This is a genomic window from Shewanella septentrionalis (assembly GCF_025370265.1).
Classification (GTDB): Bacteria; Pseudomonadota; Gammaproteobacteria; order Enterobacterales; family Shewanellaceae; genus Shewanella; species Shewanella hafniensis.
The window spans coordinates 1-21,084 of record NZ_JAMTCC010000053.1; the positions used below are offsets into that span (position 1 = coordinate 1).

General features: G+C 47.0%; 17 protein-coding genes. 10 read left to right on the plus strand and 7 right to left on the minus strand.

The genetic code is table 11. The features are described 5' to 3' along the window. The first annotated feature begins 87 nt into the window (after positions 1-87). Positions 88-1,164 carry a DNA polymerase IV gene (gene dinB, locus NE536_RS20705; RefSeq protein ID WP_261273884.1) on the plus strand — a complete coding sequence of 359 codons (1,077 nt, stop codon included), beginning with the start codon at positions 88-90 and terminating at the stop codon, positions 1,162-1,164. Positions 1,165-1,207: 43 nt separating this feature from the next. Here dinB and NE536_RS20710 read toward each other — a convergent pair whose 3' ends face one another. Further along, positions 1,208-2,107, minus strand: coding sequence for a LysR family transcriptional regulator (locus NE536_RS20710; RefSeq protein ID WP_115334012.1), 900 nt, complete (start codon positions 2,105-2,107; stop codon positions 1,208-1,210). A 92-nt stretch (positions 2,108-2,199) separates the two neighbouring features. Here NE536_RS20710 and NE536_RS20715 point away from each other — a divergent pair, with 92 nt between their 5' ends. Beyond that, complete coding sequence (locus NE536_RS20715) at positions 2,200-3,132, plus strand: DMT family transporter (protein WP_261273885.1); 933 nt, start codon at positions 2,200-2,202, stop codon at positions 3,130-3,132. Between the two features lie 153 nt (positions 3,133-3,285). Here NE536_RS20715 and NE536_RS20720 read toward each other — a convergent pair whose 3' ends face one another. From NE536_RS20720 to NE536_RS20730, 3 genes are all read right to left on the minus strand, one after another. Beyond that, positions 3,286-4,932: a methyl-accepting chemotaxis protein gene (locus NE536_RS20720; protein WP_261273886.1), complete on the minus strand. Its 1,647-nt coding sequence runs from the start codon at positions 4,930-4,932 to the stop codon at positions 3,286-3,288. Between the two features lie 95 nt (positions 4,933-5,027). Continuing rightward, entirely contained in the window at positions 5,028-5,582 is a 555-nt protein-coding gene (locus NE536_RS20725) for a cache domain-containing protein (protein WP_006080485.1), read from the minus strand. 262 nt (positions 5,583-5,844) lie between these two features. Next, a complete protein-coding gene (locus NE536_RS20730; protein WP_261273887.1) occupies positions 5,845-7,305 on the minus strand; it encodes an aminoacyl-histidine dipeptidase in 1,461 nt (486 codons plus the stop codon). Positions 7,306-7,524: 219 nt separating this feature from the next. Between NE536_RS20730 and NE536_RS20735 the strand changes: the two genes are divergently transcribed. The 6 genes from NE536_RS20735 to NE536_RS20760 all read left to right on the plus strand — a co-directional run bounded on the left by NE536_RS20735 (position 7,525) and on the right by NE536_RS20760 (position 15,104). Then, on the plus strand, positions 7,525-9,063 hold the full coding sequence (locus NE536_RS20735; protein ID WP_261273888.1) for a M17 family metallopeptidase: 1,539 nt from the start codon (positions 7,525-7,527) through the stop codon (positions 9,061-9,063). A 970-nt stretch (positions 9,064-10,033) separates the two neighbouring features. Then, on the plus strand, positions 10,034-10,216 hold the full coding sequence (locus tag NE536_RS20740) for a hypothetical protein (protein ID WP_261273889.1): 183 nt from the start codon (positions 10,034-10,036) through the stop codon (positions 10,214-10,216). Positions 10,217-10,408: 192 nt separating this feature from the next. Further along, complete coding sequence (locus NE536_RS20745; RefSeq protein ID WP_261273890.1) at positions 10,409-10,741, plus strand: hypothetical protein; 333 nt, start codon at positions 10,409-10,411, stop codon at positions 10,739-10,741. 454 nt (positions 10,742-11,195) lie between these two features. Beyond that, positions 11,196-12,485 (plus strand): NCS2 family permease, encoded by a 1,290-nt coding sequence (locus tag NE536_RS20750; RefSeq protein ID WP_261273891.1) that lies wholly within the window; start codon positions 11,196-11,198, stop codon positions 12,483-12,485. A 210-nt stretch (positions 12,486-12,695) separates the two neighbouring features. Further along, positions 12,696-13,814, plus strand: coding sequence for a glutamate 5-kinase (gene proB / locus NE536_RS20755; protein ID WP_071938450.1), 1,119 nt, complete (start codon positions 12,696-12,698; stop codon positions 13,812-13,814). A 12-nt stretch (positions 13,815-13,826) separates the two neighbouring features. Next, entirely contained in the window at positions 13,827-15,104 is a 1,278-nt protein-coding gene (locus NE536_RS20760; RefSeq protein WP_261273892.1) for a glutamate-5-semialdehyde dehydrogenase, read from the plus strand. Between the two features lie 89 nt (positions 15,105-15,193). Here the strand turns inward: NE536_RS20760 and NE536_RS20765 are convergent, their stop codons facing one another. From NE536_RS20765 to NE536_RS20775, 3 genes are all read right to left on the minus strand, one after another. Then, a complete protein-coding gene (locus tag NE536_RS20765; RefSeq protein ID WP_261273893.1) occupies positions 15,194-15,496 on the minus strand; it encodes a hypothetical protein in 303 nt (100 codons plus the stop codon). A gap of 201 nt (positions 15,497-15,697) precedes the next feature. Further along, positions 15,698-16,174: a Cys-tRNA(Pro) deacylase gene (gene ybaK / locus NE536_RS20770; RefSeq protein ID WP_261273894.1), complete on the minus strand. Its 477-nt coding sequence runs from the start codon at positions 16,172-16,174 to the stop codon at positions 15,698-15,700. Between the two features lie 213 nt (positions 16,175-16,387). Next, complete coding sequence (locus tag NE536_RS20775) at positions 16,388-17,314, minus strand: DMT family transporter (protein ID WP_259541070.1); 927 nt, start codon at positions 17,312-17,314, stop codon at positions 16,388-16,390. Between the two features lie 288 nt (positions 17,315-17,602). Between NE536_RS20775 and dnaK the strand changes: the two genes are divergently transcribed. Both dnaK and dnaJ read left to right on the plus strand, forming a co-directional pair. Next, positions 17,603-19,522 (plus strand): molecular chaperone DnaK, encoded by a 1,920-nt coding sequence (gene dnaK, locus NE536_RS20780; protein ID WP_106651416.1) that lies wholly within the window; start codon positions 17,603-17,605, stop codon positions 19,520-19,522. Positions 19,523-19,632: 110 nt separating this feature from the next. Continuing rightward, entirely contained in the window at positions 19,633-20,766 is a 1,134-nt protein-coding gene (gene dnaJ / locus NE536_RS20785) for a molecular chaperone DnaJ (protein WP_220776835.1), read from the plus strand. Positions 20,767-21,084: the final 318 nt, after the last annotated feature.

Genomic DNA, 21,084 nt, shown 5'->3' on the forward strand with positions numbered 1-21,084 from the left:
GGTTTCCCGCCCGATCCCCGCTAAATTGATGATGAACACTTGATTACTGTTTTTATATACAGTATTTTGGCGTTAGAGGAATTCAACGTGCGAAAAATTATTCACATCGATATGGACTGCTATTTTGCGGCAGTGGAAATGCGCGACTTTCCCGAATACCGTGGCAAGCCTTTAGCTGTGGGCGGTAGCAGCGATCGTCGTGGTGTTATCAGCACTTGCAGTTACGAGGCACGTAAATTCGGTGTGCGTTCGGCGATGGCGACCGCTTATGCCTTTAAGTTGTGTCCCGATCTCATTTTGGTTCCTGGGCGGATGCAGGTTTATAAAGAGGTGTCGCTGCAAATTCGTGAAATTTTCTCCCGCTATACCCCATTGATTGAGCCGCTTTCTTTAGATGAAGCCTATTTAGACGTGAGTGAGTGCCAACAATATAAGGGCTCGGCGACCTTGATTGCGCAGGCCATTCGCCGCGATATCTTAGCCGAAACTGGGTTAACCGCTTCGGCAGGCATAGCACCGGTGAAGTTTTTGGCTAAAGTTGCCTCGGATTTGAATAAGCCAAACGGCCAATATGTGATTACCCCAGAGACACTCCCTGATTTTGTTAAAACCTTATCGCTGCGTAAAATTCCCGGTGTTGGCAAAGTCACCGCCGAAAAGCTCTCCTCGCTTGGGCTCAATACCTGTGGTGATGTGCAAGCCTATTCTAAGCCTGAGTTATTGGCGCGATTCGGTAAGTTTGGTGGCGTGCTGATTGAGCGTTCCCAAGGCATCGATGAGCGGGGCATTTCCGCCGACAGAGAGCGTAAATCAGTGGGTGTTGAAACTACGCTGGCGAAGGATATTTATAGCCTAGAGCAGTGCCAACAAGTAATGCCAGGATTGATCCAAGAATTAGCCCTACGTTTGAGCCGCAGCGCTAAAGAGCGCAAAATTCACAAGCAAGTGGTCAAACTCAAGTTTAATGATTTCAAGCAAACCACTATCGAGCATCGCAGCGATGAAGTCTCGATTGTGATGTTTTATGATCTACTCGGACAAGCGATGGCAAGGCAAGAGGGCCGCGGCATTCGCCTATTAGGTATTTCGGTCGGCCTCGCCGATTCTATCCTCGCAGTGCCCGAAATCCCAAATGCCCAGACTCAGCTTGATTTAGCGCTCTAGGCGTTTACTGAGTCGATAAGCCGCAGACTCATGCCTGAATGGCTCAATAAGCCTCGGGTGGATTCGCCAACATAAAATCAATTAACAGTCTGACCCGCAAGGGTAAGTTGTCCCGATCGCGATACATCAAGTAGGCGGTGCGCGGAATACCTTGCCATTCTGGCAGTATTTGAACGAGCTTGCCGCTTTGTATCTGTTCACTCGCCATGCTGATGGGCAATAGTCCAATACCGAGTCCCGCCACCACAGCCTGACTGGCGATCGCCATATCATCGACGGCTAATTTGATGTTACCTCTTGGCTCAAACTCGAAATCTTGCCCTGTGATATTGTGCTGTAAGCGCCATGTTTTTACGGGCTTTGCGATGATAACTGGATGTTGTTCGAGTGCTTCTATGGCTTGCAGTGCATGCCACTGGGTTGCCGATGTGCTGGCGCAAAGCACAAAGCTAATCGTGGTGAGCGGCCTTGCAATCCAATCGGGATCTTTAGGTTCACCCACTCGAAAGGCAATATCGATGGCGTTTTCACTGACATCGATATTCATGTTCGACAGGCTTAAATCGATGTCGATATTGGGATAATGCCGTTGGAAGGCGTTGAGTGATTCACCTAGCCAGCGATAGGTTGTATTGATGGGCGCCGAGATCCGCAGTTTGCCAACCGCTTGATGTTTATCCGCATGCAACTCACCGGAGACCTGGTTTAACTCGATAAACAGCGGGCCGCAGCGTTCGAGATAACGCTGACCTGTGGCGGTAAGGTTGACTCTATGGGCGTCTCTGTGCAGTAAACGCAGGCCTAATGATTGTTCTAACAGATTGATTCGACGGCTTAAGGTCGAAGGTGGAATGCCTAAGTGCTGCGCCGCGAGCTTAAAACTCCCTTGCTGTGCCACCACCCAAAATAAGCGCATATCGTCTAAGGAATAATTAAGTTTCATATTTGGAATTTAAGCTCTCAATCTTGTAGGTTTTAATAATATATGAAACTTATAAACTAAGCTCAATCCCAATTACCTCCCTAGAGTCCGATATGAAATCCCATACACCTTACATGACAATTGTTTGTCTACTGATTTGCGTTTTTAGCTGGGGCAGCGTGTTTCCCATTGCTAAGCGAGTGCTGGAGGAGATGTCAGGGGAATCCCTCGTATTCTGGCGTTTTACCATTGCGGCTGTGACTCTGGCGTTATATATCGTTTTTACTCGTCAGGCTTGGCCCAAATTGAGTTTGGCGCAATACATTGTCATAGCGCTAGTAGGCGTGATTGGTGTTGGCGGCTTAAATCTGGCGTTATTTAATGGCCTGCAGCACACCTCTGCCGCCAATGGCGCCTTGATTATGGCGCTCAGTCCGCTGGTGACTTCAATCGTCAACGCGTTATTACAGCGTGAATGGCTCAGCAGACAACAAGTGTTCAGCTTAGTGGGCGGTTTGGCGGGCGTATTGCTAGTGATCACTAACGGCAGTGTGCAGCAATTACTCAACTTTAGTTTTAACCAAGGTGATGTGATGATTGCCGCCGGCATGTTGGCGTGGAGTGGTTATACCATTTGTTCGCAACGGGTCGGCCATTGGTTGCCTGTGTTGCCCTTTACCTTGCTGAGTATGATAGCTGCCAGTGTGTCTATGTCCGTGGTTGGGCTTGGCCGAGGTGAGTTTCATCCTTGGCTGGAGTTGATGGGACTGTCGACGACGGCTTTGTCTAGCGTGCTCTACATAGGTTTGTTCGCCACTGTGCTCGGTTATCTGTTTTGGATTAACGGCGTTAAAGCGCTTGGCCCCGCTAAGGCATCGATCTTTTTTAATCTCGTGCCCGTTTTTGCTGCATTAACGGCGTTAGCCATGGGGCAGGCGGTAACGGAAATTCAATTGGTAGGGATGCTGATAGTGATCCTTGCGTTGATGTTACCTATGTTAGTCAACCTGCGCGCCTCAAGAGGCTTAGTGGTTAAGCGCTGCTAATCTATGCTAGCTTTGCTGTTTAAATATAAGGGCGCACCTGAATTCAGACCATCACTGCGACGGGTTTATGCTCCCTTATTCGTTAGAGGGGGCTTTTCAAACATCACTGATTTACAAAAAGTACCTTACATAAAAGTCTTAACTTTCAACAAATTACAGTTTAAAGCGACTGACCAGCGCCGTGAGGTTACCCGCCATTAATGAGAGTTGTACGCTTGCGGCGTAGATTTCATCTGTGGTGCGTAAACTGTCCTCCGACTGTTCGGCAATGTGTTGAATATTTTGATGACTCTCATTGGCCATAGTGGTTTGCGCTTTGGCAGCGAGGGCGATTTGATTATTCATTTCGCTGATCTGACTCACCATTTCTGCAATATGCGCTAGGGCTTCACCGGCATTACTGGCGGCTTCGACGCTCGAAATCGCTTTTTCATTACCAATATTAATTGCCGCCACAGCGCTTTGGGTGCCATTTTGCACATTGGCGATCATCAATTTAATTTCTTCGGTGGATTGGTGGGTCTTAGAGGCGAGAGATCGCACTTCATCGGCAACCACAGCAAAGCCGCGTCCTTGCTCGCCCGCTCGCGCCGCTTCAATTGCTGCGTTAAGGGCTAATAGATTGGTCTGTTCGGCAATAGATTGGATCACCTCAAGCACGCGGCCGATATGTTGGCCTTCTTGTTCGAGTTTGTTGATTTGCATTTCTGCCGAGCCTACATCCCCCGCAAGTTCTCGAATTACATTGATGGTTTTTTTCACTCTTTCTTGGCCATCTGCGGTAAAGATATCGGCTTGTTTCGCGGCATCGGCGGCATGACTGGCGCTGACTGACACTTCTTGCACTGAGGCAGCAATGTGATCACTGGCATCGGCGATTCTGTGGGTGGCTGCCTGTTGATCCATCAAGGTATGTTTTGCCGTGGCGCTGGTTTTGGCTAGTCCTTCGGCGGCGACATTAAGCTCCGAAGTAGATTGTTTAAACTGCGAGATAATGCCATGTAAGTTATCGAGAAAATGATTGAAGGCATTGGCAAGGTCGCCCAGTTCGTCCTTAGAGGTTAGCTGGATTCGCTCGGTCAAATCGCCATCACCATCGGTAATGTCGTGGATTTTCGCGAGCAAAACTGCGAGCGGCTTACTGATGAGTTTAGGCAAGGCAACGATGAATAGAATGCAGATCAGGATACTAATCGTTAAAGCAATTAACTGCATCTGCTGTCCACGATAGGCGTCATCATCCACTTGGGTGACGGCTGCTGCCGTGTTGCTGTTTAAGTCATCGATCAGCTGATTAATATTTTGATGCAGCTGCTCGAATTGCGTCGCTGCTTGGCCAAAACTCAGATCAATGGCGGTCGTGCGACCGTTACGGCCATTTTGGGTGCGCTGATTGCTGATTTCAGAAGTGGTGGTACTCCACGCCTCGAAACTGCGATTTAATTCATTGAGTTTTTCTTTTGCGAGGGGACTAGTGGTCACCTCGGAAAACTGATTAAGGTGTTCTTTGACCAGAGATATACTATTTGTGTGTTGTTTTAGAAGGCTATTATAGGAATCCGTGCCGACGTTAACGAACATCAGGCTACGTTCGGCAACTTGCGCTTGGTAAAGCTCTTTATCAGCTTGCAGCAGTTCAGATTGGCTCGGTAAGTATTCGAGTGCGAGCGTATTTGCGCTGTTATTTAATGCTTTAAGCCCTAAGATGCCAGTTGAAGAGGCGAAGATGACTACGCCAGCGAGTAGCAGACTCGGGTAAGTCAGTTTCTGGTTAACGGAAAGATCTTTATACCATTCCATAGCCACGCCCTCCTTGATTGATACACTGAAAGGTGAGGGCCGCGATAACCACGAAATAAAAGCGGATGCGGCCCATCACTGGCGTTCTCTGGCTATTAGAGTCCGAATTGATCTAGGTTGATCCCTATGGTGATAGCACCAATTGCGGCATCGCCATCCATGACGGGTATCGATATTTGTACCAGATAAGCTTGGGAGCTAGTGTCAAATTTGACCGGACCTATGTGCTTATCGCCTTTGCCATTGGCGAAGGATTTTTGCCATTTATCCTCATCACCCTGCCAGTAGTCCGAGGTTTTACTGGTCATGGCGACGTTAGCACCTTGATTATCCATGAGGAAAATTTCTTGGTAGTAAGGTTGGCTGGCTTCGAAGGTGGTGAGAAACTTGGCCGCTTCGTTGTTCATCAAGGACGACATAAAATCATCAATCCCAGCGGTGGCGATCCATTTTTCATCTAATGTTTTGATCGAATCTAAACTTTTGCCTTGAGCATTTTGCGCTTTAACGGCATTCACCAGCACCACTTCTTTACCTAATGGCATCAGTGAATCGGCTAGATCGATAACGGCTTGGGGGACTTCTTCGGCGAAACTGAGGTTACTGCTGAGCAGTAGTGCGGCGGCTGACAAGATTTTACCAAATTTCATGATCTCTATTCCTTAAGGTCACTGTATTGAAGGGGAAAGCGGCTATCTCTAAAAGCGCGACAAGCAAAAATACGTTCGGGTTAGACAAAACAACTATAGTAGAAAATTCAAGTTATTCAGTTCTTTCATAAAAATTTTATCAATGGCATTTCTACACACAAATAGAAGGCGCGATAAAAAATAAGGCCACATCTGACTTGAGCAGATGTGGCCTTGAATTAAGTGCCAATTGAGTGAGCTAGGCTAACTTTAGACTAGGGCGTTACGCCTTAACTGGAATACGCTCGAGTACGGCTAATAATAAGGTCCAGTATTGGCCGACTGTGGTGATGTTCACCATCTCATCTGGTCCGTGTGGATACCGAATCGTGGGGCCAATCGAGACCATATCCATATCTGGATAAGGCTTTTTGAATAAACCACACTCAAGACCCGCATGGATCACCATGATCACTGGCTCTTTGTGGTAAATGTCCTGATAGGTTTCGCGTACTATCGCCATAACAGGTGAGCTGTTATCTGGTTTCCAACCTGGGTAAGCGCCGCTTAAATCGATATCGGCTCCGGCTAAGTTAGTTAACGCAGTTAACATGCCTTCGACTTGAGTACGGCCAGAATCAATCAGTGAGCGAATAAGGCACAGGATAGTGACTTGTTCATCGTCAGTGCTGATAACGCCTACGTTGAGTGAGGTTTCAGTCACACCTTCGACTTCATCGCTCATGCGGATCACGCCGTTCGGGCACACATGCAGCAAATCGATCAGGGTATTTTGGCTGTTTTCGCTCATCACACGTTTCGGCGTTGGGATAGTGTTTAACACTAAACGCATATCAGGATCGGCAATGGCGAGTTCAGTGCGGATAAGCGCTTCAAACTCAGCGACTTTTTCGTTTAAGGCACTGACGTTTTCTTCTGGCAACATAAAGCTGATGTTGGCTTCACGTGGGATTGCATTACGCAATGAACCGCCGCTAAATTGTGTCAGCTCTAACGCTAAATCATCTGCATTTTCAAATAGGAAACGCGCCAATAACTTGTTGGCATTGCCGCGACCTAAGTGAATGTTCACCCCAGAGTGACCGCCTTTTAAGCCAGATAAATGCAGGCTAAAGGCAGAGTAACTTTGCTCAGACGCTTGCCACACCATAGGCAGGGTGATTTGAGCATCAACGCCACCGGCGCAGCCCATGTAAATTTCACCTTCTTGCTCAGAATCAGTGTTGATCAGGATCTCTGCGTCTAACATGCCCGCCTGCAAACCGAAGGCGCCAGTCATGCCGGCTTCTTCATCGATGGTCAGCAGCACTTCTAACGGACCGTGCTTGATGTCATCAGAGCCCAAAATGGCCAGTGCCGATGCCATGCCGATACCGTTATCTGAACCTAAGGTCGTGCCTTTGGCTTTAACCCAATCACCATCGACATAAGCTTCGATAGGATCTTGGGTGAAGTCGTGTACTTTGTCGGCATTCTTCTGCGGCACCATATCGATATGGGCTTGAATGACCACGATTTTACGATCTTCCATTCCAGGCGTAGCCGGTTTGCGGATGATCAAGTTGCCAACGGCATCTTCAACGACGGCAAGTTGCTTGCTTTTTGCCCACGCTTGAATGTGCTGGCTTAAGGCTTGCTCATGCTTAGATGGGTGGGGAATAGCGCAGATTTGTTCAAACCATTGCCATAATGGCTGTGGGTATAACTGACTTAAAGCTGTCACAGAAGTGTCCCTCATAAGGTCTTGTGGGTATAGGGCAAATTTGCGGCCATTCTACCACATTCTGCGCAGCCAATTAATCTCAGCATCACAGGCTTTTGTTACGCTGGCAGCCAAAGTTTCCAGTTCGGATTTTTCAGAGGGTCTCGATACCACTTTTAGATTGGTAATTAGGCGATAGAGCGGGAATAATGCAGACACAATAATGAAAAAGGATGGGTCATGTTTCAAGTTAACTTCGTTGATGTAAAAGCAGAAAATGCCATTTTTGATGGTGAAGGTTGGGATGCAGTGGTGGTGGTGACGCCAGATCTGGATACCATAGGTTTTGATGAGATCAGTTTATTGGCTCAGCACGGTGCCCACGTGGATAAGCGCGTAGGTAAGAGCCCGACATTACTGTTTGCCCCAGGTCTGGCGGGAGGTCGCTTGATCATTGCGCCTGTCACCCAAGTGAACGATGAGTATGTGGACGTGCGAGTCTATGCCGATGCTGCAAGGGCGGCGATTGCCATTGCAAAAGAGGCGGGCGCCAAACGTCCGCTGTTATATGTAGTGCCATCGAAGGACTCACGTTTTAGTTTTGCCTCTGAAGTCGCGGCGTTAGCCTGCGGTCAAGAGCTGTGGCAAACCTTAGAGCTGCGTGAAGCGACTGGCTTAACGCCTGCATTTGAGGCCATAGGGTTACTATCGTCATCAACTCATAACAGCAATTTGCTCAATGCGTTAGAAGCGGGCCGCGTATTAGCGCGGGATTTATGTGGTACAGAACCTGAGCGCATGTCGGCTAAAGCCTTTGCTGACTATTGTCTGCAATCCTTAGCGGACAGCGTGATCAAAACCGCAGTGGTAGAAGACAGAGATATTTTAGAGCGTGATTATCCGCTGCTCAGTGCAGTAGCGCGTTCCTCTTTTGCCGTCGGTCGTCATCAACCTCGGGTGGTGAAATTAGAATATCTGCCAGAGGGTGAAGTGACTCGTACTTTCCTGTTCGCGGGTAAGGGCGTGATTTACGATACCGGCGGCGCCGATCTGAAAGTCGGCGGCTCTATGGCGGGCATGAGCCGTGATAAAGGCGGCGCTTCTGCCGTGGCAGGTTTATTTAAAACCCTGTCAATGCTCAAGCCTAAGGGCATTCGAGTGATTGCCGAGTTAGGTTTAGTGCGTAACAGCATAGGTAGCGAAGCCTTCGTGACCGATGAAATCATCACCAGTCATGCGGGTGTACGAGTGCGGATTGGTAATACGGATGCCGAAGGGCGCTTAGTGCTGGCGGATTTACTGAGCCATTTACGCATCAAAGCCGTGTCGGCGGTGAAGCCTGAAATGTTTTCGGTAGCAACACTCACAGGTCACGTAGTGCGCTGTTATGGCAGTTATCCTGCGGCGGTGGAAAACTCAGTGGCGAGTGCGCAGCAATGCGCTGTCACTTTACAACAGCATGCGACTCAATGGGGCGAACCCTTTGAAGCGTCTACATTGCGACCTGAAGACTTCGCTAAGATCCGCGATGTGTCAGGCGCTGCTGAAATATTATCTTCCAATAATGCGCCATCATCGATTACCGCCCGAGGACATCAATATCCGGCGGCATTTTTACTGAAAGCGTCGGGGCTATTTGACCATGGTGTAACAGCCCCAATTCCCTTAGCTTATATGCACTTAGATATCGCAGGCAGTGCGACAGAAGGTGATCCGCTCTACGGCAAACCTACGGCCAGTCCGCTGGTGGGCTTGTATCAATATCTGATCAATCGTTAGTAACAAAAAGAAATAATTCTGTAATACCTTACTTATTAGAAGGTTACAGGATTATTTCTGTTTTTCTGTGAAACAGATCGCCATTAACCCTACTATAATTGTGTAATTTAATTACATTAAAAAGCCTTAATCAAAAAAAATACAAATAAAGGTTGTAATAAAACTACAAAACCATATAATTGCTTTCGTGGATTAGGCGCTATGCCTTTCCTCTCTAGTCTATCCAGGATGGATATTTTTCTCCAAGGACCTGAGTGACAAGTCGTCTCAACGGATATGAGAATCTCTAGTTCCAGGGAACCGAGCCAAGCTTCACTAGAGTACTTAATCACAACTAATTTAGGAGTATTGACTATGTCTTATACAGGCAACAACCATTTTTATTGGCAGAACACTTGGTTTAACACTGATGTTTTGCGTGGCGGTTTATTCGCCATGAGCTTTAAGGCTTAACCCTCCTTAAAGTTTAGTTTCCATCATCCATCAACCTTTGTATCGCCTTTTTTGGCGTGTTTAGACTCAAGTAGTATATCGATGTTTTTGCATGGGTATGCCAGGTTTTTCCCGCTAGCGCGGTAATGTACTTCCCCGAAAGGGACGCTTGAAATATGTCTTTGCCTGCTCATTGAGCAGGCTTTTTTTTACCTAAACCTTACCTATCAAGGGTGTTGAGAGTACGCGCAAAGTGGTGATGTTCACTTCCCAACCTTTAACGTTATAGCTTTAGCTTCTATTGCTGCCAAAATGTCTATGTACCTAAGTTCGTTTAGGCAATTAATCCCGTTTTAGGCATACATGTATATCCACGAAAACAATTTTGACCTTCTTGCTTTTATTCAGACTAACTGCTTATTGTCATAATAGGTCGCTGCCAGTAAATTGCTGAATAAAATATTATTTATTTTCATTGATTTAAGTGTGGTGGTCAGGACTATCGTTGATAGACTGTTGTATACCAAAAGGAATCGGTATGGCTAAGTTTTTAAATCTATTTTCTTTAAGTTTGATTTTTACCAGCACATTTTGCTACGCAAATGAGCCAACTCAAGTGTTCTTAGACGGTGATAAGATTCACTATCAAGGAGGGTTAGCAAAAGAAGCCAATGAAATGGTGTTTGAAATATTTAAGAAAAATACTTCAAAAATAAAATGACTAGCCATTAAGAGTGTTGGTGGTGAAGTTAATTTAGGCCTTGATTTAGCCGAGTTTATCAACAAGAACAGCTTAAACGTTGAGGTGACTGAGTATTGTTTATCTTCATGTGCTAACTACGTTTTCCCTGCTGCACATGAAAAACGAATCACGAACCATGCCTTGATAGGCTTTCATGGTGGAACCTCTGGCATGGCTGCTGGAGTCGCTGAATTTATCAAAACCTTACCTGAATCTGAGCGCGAGGCCACTCAAAAACACTTTGATGAATATGGTGAAAAAACGTTGGCAAGAGAAGCTGATTTCTTTCAAAAATTAGGCGTTAATCCCAACATCACCACACTTGGCCAAAGTGATAAATATAAAAAATATGAAGATGCGGGTAGTTATGTCGGTTGGTATTACACCATCAGCGATCTGAATAAACTTGGCGTCAAGAATATATCGGTACTGAACCCACCTTGGGTATTTAAACAGCTTTCAGAAAAAAGTCAGTTTTATAAAGTTGCAGTTACCGGAAGTTAATATCCAAATTCAATTCCAAAGTGCGACTTTCGCTAATTAAGCTACTAATTAATTACCGCTTCGTTCACGCATATTTCGCGCTATTGGTGCCATGCGTTAGGACTTAAAAGGATCTGTATGAAAACATTCTTTAAATTTAAAAGTCCTTTAAAAATTGCGTCATTGGTCTTTTTTATGGGGGCAATATACAACGCGTATTCAATGGATATCATCGGTCTGGTATGCTTTCTCGTCGCTGCTTTGGTGTTCTTCGTCCTAAGTATTTTCCGTACTGGTAAAAAAGCTACAGCAAGCAAGATTAGTTAACATTTCCCCTCATTATTTTTCCGTACGACAGCCTCTCCTCTGGCCTGACCAGCCTAAACTCCCTATAATCGGCTGCAAATGTCATCACGTTACACAGTGTTTACATCTACCTACCCTACATACTTAAAATAAAAAGGAACCTTGTTCCATGTTAGAAAAACTGTTCAAACTGAAACAAAATCAAACGAGCCTCAAGCAGGAAGCGGTCGCAGGTTTGACAACATTTATGACGATGGCTTACATCATTTTTGTGAATCCAATGATGTTAGCTGATGCGGGCATGGATCATGGGGCTGTATTCGTGGCGACCTGTTTGGCAGCGGCTGTCGGCTGTATAGTCATGGGCTTGATGGCGAATTATCCTATCGCACTTGCACCCGGTATGGGACTGAACGCCTTCTTTACTTATACCGTTGTGGGTGAGATGGGTTACAGCTGGGAGACTGCACTTGGCGCAGTATTCCTGTCGGGTATTTGCTTTTTAATCTTATCTTTAGTGCGCATTCGAGAGTGGATTGTAAATAGCATTCCCATGTCGCTGCGTATTGGTATTGCTGCTGGTATAGGTTTGTTTCTTGCGCTGATCGGCCTTAAGAGCGCCGGTATTGTGGTGGCAAGCCCTGTAACCTTAGTGACCTTAGGCGATATCACTGCATTTCCGGCGGTCATGGCTGTGCTAGGTTTTTTCCTGATCATTGCTATGGTGCAACGCGGGATGAAGTCGGCGGTCATCCTAAGTATCTTGATTATCACAGCGCTGGGATTAATGTTTGGCGATGTGCAGTATCAGGGTATTGTGTCTATGCCGCCGTCGATTATGCCGACATTTTTGAAGATGGATTTATCCCAAGTCTTTGAAGTGACGATGTTATCTGTGGTGTTTGCCTTCTTATTTGTCGATCTCTTCGATACCTCTGGCACCTTAGTTGCGGTTGCACAGCGCGGTGGTTTCCTCGATGAGAAGGGCCGCTTACCGCGCTTGAATCGTGCCTTGACTGCCGACAGTTTAGCGACCATTGCGGGCGCGGCTTTTGGTACGTCGACGACCACAAGCTATATTGAAAGTACGGCGGGTGTGAGTGCGGGAGGCCGGACTGGTTTAACGGCAGTTGTCGTGGGATTACTCTTTATTGCTGCGTTATTCCTGTCGCCATTGGCGGGCATGATCCCAGCGTATGCGACAGCGGGCACACTGTTTTATGTGGCGATTCTGATGATGTCGGGGCTCGTGCATGTCGAATGGGAAGATTTGACTGAAGCCGCACCGGTAGTTGTGGTGTGTATTTTAATGCCACTGACGTTTTCTATCGCTACAGGCATCGCCTTTGGGATGATTTCATACGCCGCAATCAAATTACTCACGGGTCGTTTTAGCGATCTCAATGTGGGCATTGTCGTCTTGGCCGCGCTGTTTGTGGCTAAGTTTATCTATGGCTAATCCTATCGATTAGTGGCTCGAGCAGTGCAAGCTTGCAACCTAGATTGTCTACAATAGACAATATTTTTTGAGGGTCATCTAACTGATGGCCCTTTTTAATGCGCGATTCTAAGCAAAATCGAAAATTTATTCGGAGTTAATAACTCCTTGCTACCAATTACCCAGCGGATTAGGTATAAGGATTGTTCGGTTATTTTTTACAAATGAATAATGAACTTAAGTGAGATTGCGTATCGCCGCGTAGTAGTGAAGTTAGGGACGAGTGTGCTGACCTCTGGCAGTAAACAGCTAGATAAAGCCCACATGGTTGAGCTTGCCCGTCAAATGGCCGCACTGATGAAGTCAGGGGTCGAAGTCGTATTATGCACCTCAGGGGCCATTGCCGCTGGGCGTGAACATCTCCAATACCCGACACTGCCCGACACTATGGCCAATAAGCAATTGTTAGCCGCTGTCGGGCAAAGTCAGTTGATCCTCGCTTGGTCACAACTCTTTAGTATTTATGGGCTGCATGTCGGCCAATTGCTGCTGACCCGTGCCGATTTGCAGGATAGGGAGCGTTACCTCAACGCCCGCGACACACTCAATGCCTTGCTGGCGAATAATATTGTGCCGATCATCAATGAAAACGATGCCGTTGCCACTAATGAAATCAAAGTCGGTGATAACGACAATCTGTCGGCCCGTGCCGCACTGTTGTGTGATGCCGATTTATTGATTTTATTGACGGATCAAAAGGGCTTATTCGATGCCGATCCGCGCACGAACCCGAACGCTAAGTTGATCTCCCAAGTCGTCAAGATTGACGATAGTCTGCGTATGTTGGCGGGCGGGTCTGTTTCTGGTTTAGGTACGGGCGGAATGTCGACTAAATTGGAAGCGGCGGATATTGCTCGCCGTGCAGGCATCGAAGTGGTTATCGCCTCTGGCCATCACCCCGATGTGATCAAAAAAGTGGTGAGCAAGGAATCCGTTGGCACGCATTTTAGTGCCATCGAAAACCCGCTCGAAAGCCGTAAACAGTGGATTTTAGCCGGCCCTGCGACTCAAGGTTCTTTAGTGCTCGATGCGGGCGCGGTCAAAGCCGTGACAGACAAGGGCCGCAGCCTATTGTCTAAAGGTATCATCGGCGTTAAAGGCCAGTTTGAGCGCGGCGCAACGCTGCAATTAGTTGATCAACAGGGTAAAGTGATTGCTAAAGGGATGACACGATACTGCGGCCAAGCCCTCAGTTTGATCGCGGGCAAGCATTCTGACGAGATCGAGTCTTTACTCGGTTATGACTATGGTGACGCAATCGTGCACCGCAACGACATGGTTGTCTTATAAGCGAGGTCTGTTTTGAGTCAAATTAATCAAGAACAGTATTTACAGCAACTTGGTAATAATGCCAAACAGGCAAGTTATGCCTTAGCTAACTTAACGGCGAGCCAAAAGGCCGGTTTGCTTGAAGCCATCGCCGATGCGCTGACAGAAAACGCCGCCGCCATTTTAGCCGCGAATGCTAAGGATGTTGCCGCCGCTAAAGCCGATGGATTAACGGATGCGATGATCGACAGATTGTTGCTCGATGATGCGCGTCTGGCGGGCATCATTGGCGATATTAGCGATGTCATCCGCCTTGCTGACCCGGTAGGTGAAGAATTTGGCAGTAAATTATTATATAACGGTTTAAGGCTGACTCGCCGCCGAGTACCACTTGGGGTTATCGGAGTGATTTACGAAGCTCGGCCTAATGTGACTGTTGATATCGCAGTGCTTGCCCTTAAAACCGGTAATGCGGTGATCCTCCGTGGCGGTAAAGAAACTTTAGCATCGAATAAACTCATTAGTGACGTGATCCGCGGCGCGATTGTCGCCCAAGGTTTACCGATAGATGCGGTGCAATTTATTGATTCTTCCGACAGATCTTTAGTGACAGGTTTACTTAAGCTCGATCAATATGTCGACATGATAGTACCCCGCGGCGGTCAAGCCTTGCAGCGCCTATGTGCCGAGCAGGCGACCATTCCAGTGATCTTAGGCGGCATAGGTATTTGCCATTTATATGTGGATAAAAATGCCGATCTTGAGCGGGCTTTAGAGGTGATCGCTAACGCTAAAGTGCAACGTCCAACCGTCTGTAATGCCCTCGATACCTTGTTGGTGGACGAGCGTGTGGCGAGCACCTTTGTGCCGCAAATTGCCGAGTATCTGCATCGTTTAGGCGTGCGTTTTTCAGTCTGTGAGCAAAGTTTCGCTCTGTTAGATGGTTTAGGCTTCGATGTGACGCTCGCTAAGGCTGAGGATTTTGGCATCGAATGGTTGTCGTTAACCTTAGGTATCAAAGTGGTGGGCGATATCGACGCCGCCGTTGGCCATATTCGTCAATATTCGAGTGGCCATTCGGAAGCGATTTTGACCGATGACATTCACGCCGCGGCGCACTTTATGAACCAAGTGAACTCAGCGGCTGTGTATGTCAATGCCAGCACGCGTTTTACCGATGGCGGCCAGTTTGGCCTTGGCGCCGAAGTGGCGGTGAGCACGCAAAAACTCCATGCTCGCGGCCCAATGGGGCTTGAGGCATTAACCACATATAAGTGGTTAGCATGGGGTGATTACACTAGCCGTGTTTAGCGGTTAAAAACCATAAAATTAAAGCCGTTAACACTCTGTGTTGACGGTTTTTTTGTTTGCAGTTTTTATTTCATGTGCCTATTTGTGCATCAATGGATGAGCGGCGTATAGGTGGCAAGTAACCAAATACAGAAGAATAGCGTCGACATAACTGTAGTGAATTTACGAAAGGCTTTGATGTATTCCAAGGTATAAATAAAGTACTTTTCCTGCACTCTGCGGGTGAGTAATACCGAGGGCAGCATAAAACTGCAATAGAGCATGACTACCATAGTGGTAAAACTGTTTCCCCAGAAATGCTCATAAATAAATAAGGCGATGCAGAGTAGCATAGCGCACCAGCTGATTGGGCTGATGCTATTTTCTGGGTTCCATTGGGTTGATTTTTCCATCTGACTATCCTTAGTCGATTTGTACCTCAGTACAATTTATAGACGGATATCTCGGCTTTATCAAACGCTTTCTATTGTATGCTCAGTACGCTGCTGTCGTTGGAGTCTTATTTACCATTTATTCAACATGAGCGCATGTTGCATAAAGTGGAGTGACTTACTTAACGTCAAATGACTTGTGCTTAATGTGGCCGAGATAGCTTAAAGCGTCTTGATATCGGCAAATTCGCCTTTGCAAAGCTTGGCTAAGTCTGTGGCCGCTAAGCTTATCTCTAAACCGCGTCGGCCCGCGCTGACATAAATCCTGTCGAAGCCTTGAGCGCTGTCATCAATTAAGGTCGGTAACTGTTTTTTCTGCGCTAGCGGGCTAATGCCGCCAACCAGATAGCCCGAGGATTTTTGCGCGAGTTCGGCATCGGCCATTTGCAGTTTCTTTTGTCCTAGGCATTTTGCCACGGCTTTTAGATTAAGCTGATGATCGACGGGCACGAGGGCAACGGCAATTGGCGCATGGGCTTTGTCGATGGCGACCAAGAGGGTTTTAAACACTTGTGCGGGGTCAAGCCCTAAGGTGTTGGCGGCTTCTTCGCCGTAGGCGGCGCAGTGTGGATCGTGGCTATACTCTAAGATATCAAATGTAATTTTGGCTTTTTTCGCCAATCGAACGGCCGGGGTCATTCTATACTCCTTCACAAAATGGGTGATATTAGCGCTTAATTTTGATGTAAAACGTTAACCACTTCGTTTTTTACACTCTTTAACTGTCTCATTGCAGTGAGCCAAGCTTGTTTAAGGCGGCGACTCAGTGATGACTCAGCCATCATTCAACTCAACGTTTTCTCAATCGTCACTCAACTATTTCTCAATTATCACTCAGCTATCTCTTAACCATCATTCAGCGAGCTTTGGCTTTGGGCTTATCTTACTTTTGCGCTCGGTATAACGGGGCCAAAGTTGTTGCAACATCATCCCCGATAAAATAAAGGCTAGACCGAGATAGGTCGCCATCGCGATCGTTTCCTGCAAAATCCACGCGATAAAACCAATCGACATCACTGGGGATAAAAACACCATAGTGCTGATGTTCGCGGTGCGAGTGGCGGTTTTCAGCGCCATTAACCAGAGCACGAAGGTAATGCCCATCTCGAACAAGCCCACATACATACCTGCAAATATCGCCTTAAGACTAAAGCTGGGCAGGGTATCTGTTAGTACTAAAGTGACGGCAATAAAAGGTAAGCCGATAAGAAAACTCAATAATAAACTCACCACGGGATCGCCTTGATCTTTAGTGTTGACGATCCAATATAGGCACCAGAGTAAGGTGCTGGTCAGCGCCAGTCCGATCCCGAGCGGGCTATCAAAGCTAAAGCCGCTGATATCGCCGCCGGTGGCAATGATAAATACCCCTGTGTAGGCAATCAGCGCCGCAGCTATGTCGCTCTTACGTAAATGTTGCTTTAACAAAGGCGCAGCCAGTAACGGCAGTAATACCGCCCAAGTGTAATTGAGTGACAAAGCTTGCTGCGCTGGTAATAAGGAATACGCCTTAAACAGCACCACATAGTAGAGGAAGGGATTGATGAGCCCTGTAACTAAATAAAATGCAGGGCGGCGTAAAAACTGTTGCTTGAGTAAGGAAAGCTTTTTTTGCCAAGCCAGGATACCGCCAAGGGCAACAATCGACGTGAGTACGGCAACAAACACCAGTTGCAGTGGCGTGTAGTAACTCAAGGCAATTTTAAAGGCCGTGGCCACTGTAGACCAGAGAAAGACCGCCGCCATGCCATACACGTACGCTAAATTCGAAGACTTCACTCTGCTACCTTACCTGGATAAACATCCGCCAAATGTGGGCAGATTGAATAACAGCTTGGGTTGATAAGCAAGACTATTTTATGTGCTTGGATATTTTATCCCGCGGCAGATGTGAGAAAGATAAATCAGAAAATTTTTTTGTTCGCCCTTGTAATTAAATTCCCTGTCCCAATATAGGTATCAAGGCAGAGAAGGTGGCCAACGATGGACTTGATATTTCAACCGTCTAGCCCCATATCAAAACCAACTAAACAAATTTAGATTGAATGAAATTTTTCGGAGGACCTCATGGGTAAAATTATTGGTATCGACTTAGGCACAACAAACTCTTGTGTAGCTGTCCTCGATGGTGGCAAAGCACGTGTGTTAGAAAACGCTGAAGGCGATCGCACAACCCCGTCAATCATCGCTTATACAGATGATGAAACCATTGTCGGTTCGCCAGCAAAACGTCAAGCTGTGACTAACCCGACTAACACATTCTTCGCGATTAAGCGTTTGATCGGTCGTCGCTTTAAAGATGACGAAGTCCAACGTGACGTGAACATCATGCCATTCAAAATCATTCAAGCCGACAACGGTGATGCATGGGTTGAATCGCGTGGCAACAAGATGGCTCCACCACAAGTTTCTGCAGAAATCTTGAAAAAGATGAAGAAAACCGCAGAAGACTTTTTAGGTGAAGAAGTAACAGAAGCGGTTATTACTGTTCCTGCTTACTTTAACGATTCACAACGTCAAGCGACTAAAGATGCGGGTCGTATCGCAGGTCTTGATGTTAAACGTATTATCAACGAACCAACGGCTGCAGCATTAGCCTATGGTATCGATAAGAAACAAGGCGACAACATTGTTGCGGTATACGATTTAGGTGGTGGTACATTCGATATCTCTATCATCGAAATCGACAGCAACGATGGCGACCAAACATTTGAAGTGTTGGCAACCAACGGTGACACCCACTTAGGTGGTGAAGACTTTGACAACCGTTTGATCAACTACTTAGCTGACGAATTCAAGAAAGAGCAAGGCTTAGATCTGCGTAAAGATCCATTAGCAATGCAACGTCTGAAAGAAGCAGCAGAAAAAGCGAAAATTGAACTTTCAAGCACCAACCACACTGAAGTGAACCTGCCATACATCACGGCAGACGCAACAGGTCCTAAGCATTTAGTGATTAAAATCACTCGTGCTAAATTGGAATCACTGGTTGAAGACTTGATTATCCGTACATTAGAGCCACTAAAAGTTGCCCTGGCTGATGCAGATTTATCTGTAACAGACATCAACGAAGTGATTCTAGTGGGTGGTCAAACACGTATGCCTAAGGTTCAAGAAGCAGTGACAAACTTCTTCGGTAAAGAACCTCGTAAAGACGTGAACCCAGACGAAGCGGTAGCCGTAGGTGCTGCAATTCAAGCGGGCGTACTGTCAGGCGACGTGAAAGACGTATTACTGTTAGACGTAACACCACTGTCTCTGGGTATCGAAACCATGGGCAGCGTGATGACTAAGTTGATTGAGAAGAACACCACTATTCCTACTAAGGCGCAGCAAGTGTTCTCAACAGCCGATGACAACCAAAACGCAGTGACTATTCACGTACTGCAAGGTGAGCGTAAGCAAGCGAGCGCGAACAAGTCATTAGGTCAGTTCAACTTAGACGGTATTGAGCCAGCTCCACGTGGCCAGCCACAAATTGAAGTGATGTTCGACATCGATGCCGACGGTATTCTGCATGTGTCTGCTACAGACAAGAAAACCGGCAAGAAACAGAACATCACCATCAAAGCATCTTCTGGCTTAAGCGAAGAAGAAGTGGCACAAATGGTACGTGATGCCGAAGCTCACGCAGATGAAGACAAGAAGTTTGAAGAGTTAGTGCAATCACGCAACCAAGCTGACGGCTTAGTTCACGCAACTAAGAAACAAGTAGAAGAAGCGGGCGATGCACTGCCAAGCGAAGATAAAGAGAAAATCCAAGCTGCAATGGATGCTGTTGACACTGCTATCAAAGGCAATGACAAAGAAGCCATTGAAAAGGCAACTCAAAACTTAATCGAAGCATCTGCTAAGCTGATGGAAATCGCTCAAGCTAAGTCTCAAGCTCAAGGCGGCGACAATGCCGACGCGGGCAAACAGGCCAACGCTGCTGCCGATGACGTTGTCGATGCTGAATTCGAAGAAGTGAAAGACGACAAGAAATAATGACTTGTTTTCAATCCAATAGATTGATTTCAAAGCGTTAATTTCTAGGCGGGCGTTACGGGGCAACCCTAACGCCCGTTTGTTCAACACCAGCTGAGAAGCATGAGATTATGTCAAAGCGAGATTATTACGAAGTATTAGGTGTCAGTCGTGACACTAGCGAACGTGAAATTAAAAAGGCCTACAAACGTCTGGCCATGAAATTTCACCCAGATCGCAACCCAGGCGACAAAACCGCAGAAGCTAACTTTAAAGAAATTAAAGAAGCCTATGAGATCCTAACCGACGCCGACAAAAAAGCGGCCTACGACCAATTTGGTCATGCGGGTGTGGATCCTAATCGCGGTGGCGGTGGTTACGGTGGTGGTCAAGGCGATTTCGGCGATATTTTCGGTGATGTCTTTGGCGATATTTTCGGCGGTGGACGTCGTGGCGGTCAACGCCAAGCGGCCCGCGGCTCAGATTTACGTTACAACCTAGAGTTATCACTGGAAGAAGCCGTTAAAGGCTTAACCAAAGAACTGCGGATTCCAACGCTGGCGACTTGCGATCTGTGTGAAGGCAGCGGCGCTAAAAAAGGCACCTCTGCAACCACCTGTGGCACCTGTCATGGTCAAGGCCAAGTGCAAATGCGCCAAGGTTTCTTTGCGGTGCAACAGCCTTGTCCAACCTGTCATGGCCGCGGCAAGATCATCAAAGATCCTTGCACTAAGTGTCATGGCGATGGCCGTGTTGAAAAGAGCAAAACCTTATCGGTTAAAATTCCAGCCGGCGTTGATACGGGCGACCGTATTCGTTTAGCGGGTGAAGGCGAAGCGGGTGAGTTTGGCGCGCCTCCAGGGGATTTATACGTTCAGGTTAGTGTGCGTGAACATGCGATTTTCGTCCGTGATGGCAACAACCTTTACTGCGAAGTGCCGATATCCTTCAGTAAAGCGGCCTTAGGCGGTGAGATTGAAGTGCCAACACTGGATGGTAAAGTCAGCCTGAAGATCCCAGCCGAAACGCAAACGGGCCGTATGTTCCGTTTACGTGGCAAAGGCGTCAAGTCAGTTCGCAGCCATGCGGTAGGCGACTTGCTCTGCAAAGTGGTTATGGAAACCCCAGTTAACTTAAACGATCGTCAAAAAGAACTGTTACGCGAATTTGAAGCCACCTTAACCGGTGAGTCGAAAAAACACAGCCCAAAGGCTGAGGGCTTTTTCGATGGCGTGAAGAAGTTCTTTCAAGATCTGAATAGCTAACTTGATCGAGTGGCGCAGCGGCTAGCTGCGCACTAGATGAAAAAAGCCCTGCAAGGTTAACCTTGCAGGGCTTTTTTATGTTTGTTTTTACGTTAAAACAACTTAAAAGGTTTGATGTTAGTTTGATTGTTCTGCTTCGCTATTTGGCTTTATAGCCGAGATTGTTTGTGACTTAAATCTAGCTTTAGGTTTCTCTTTTTTAAAGAAAATCAAAGTCGTGGGGCTTCACCCCACACCCGACCAAGGAGGACTGCTCGTCCTATCCTCCTTGGATGCTCCATTACGCCCCTAACGGAGTTGAAAGCTCCTTGGGACATT

Bases quoted from the DNA above. Each gene is read 5' to 3' on its own strand.
- NE536_RS20710 (WP_115334012.1), bottom strand. From the start codon at position 2,107: ATGAAACTTAATTATTCCTTAGACGATATGCGCTTATTTTGGGTGGTG.
- NE536_RS20715 (WP_261273885.1), top strand. From the start codon at position 2,200: ATGAAATCCCATACACCTTACATGACAATTGTTTGTCTACTGATTTGC.
- NE536_RS20720 (WP_261273886.1), bottom strand. From the start codon at position 4,932: ATGGAATGGTATAAAGATCTTTCCGTTAACCAGAAACTGACTTACCCG.
- NE536_RS20725 (WP_006080485.1), bottom strand. From the start codon at position 5,582: ATGAAATTTGGTAAAATCTTGTCAGCCGCCGCACTACTGCTCAGCAGT.
- NE536_RS20735 (WP_261273888.1), top strand. From the start codon at position 7,525: ATGTTTCAAGTTAACTTCGTTGATGTAAAAGCAGAAAATGCCATTTTT.
- NE536_RS20740 (WP_261273889.1), top strand. From the start codon at position 10,034: ATGGCTAAGTTTTTAAATCTATTTTCTTTAAGTTTGATTTTTACCAGC.
- NE536_RS20745 (WP_261273890.1), top strand. From the start codon at position 10,409: ATGGCTGCTGGAGTCGCTGAATTTATCAAAACCTTACCTGAATCTGAG.
- NE536_RS20750 (WP_261273891.1), top strand. From the start codon at position 11,196: ATGTTAGAAAAACTGTTCAAACTGAAACAAAATCAAACGAGCCTCAAG.
- proB (WP_071938450.1), top strand. From the start codon at position 12,696: ATGAACTTAAGTGAGATTGCGTATCGCCGCGTAGTAGTGAAGTTAGGG.
- NE536_RS20765 (WP_261273893.1), bottom strand. From the start codon at position 15,496: ATGGAAAAATCAACCCAATGGAACCCAGAAAATAGCATCAGCCCAATC.
- ybaK (WP_261273894.1), bottom strand. From the start codon at position 16,174: ATGACCCCGGCCGTTCGATTGGCGAAAAAAGCCAAAATTACATTTGAT.
- dnaK (WP_106651416.1), top strand. From the start codon at position 17,603: ATGGGTAAAATTATTGGTATCGACTTAGGCACAACAAACTCTTGTGTA.
- dnaJ (WP_220776835.1), top strand. From the start codon at position 19,633: ATGTCAAAGCGAGATTATTACGAAGTATTAGGTGTCAGTCGTGACACT.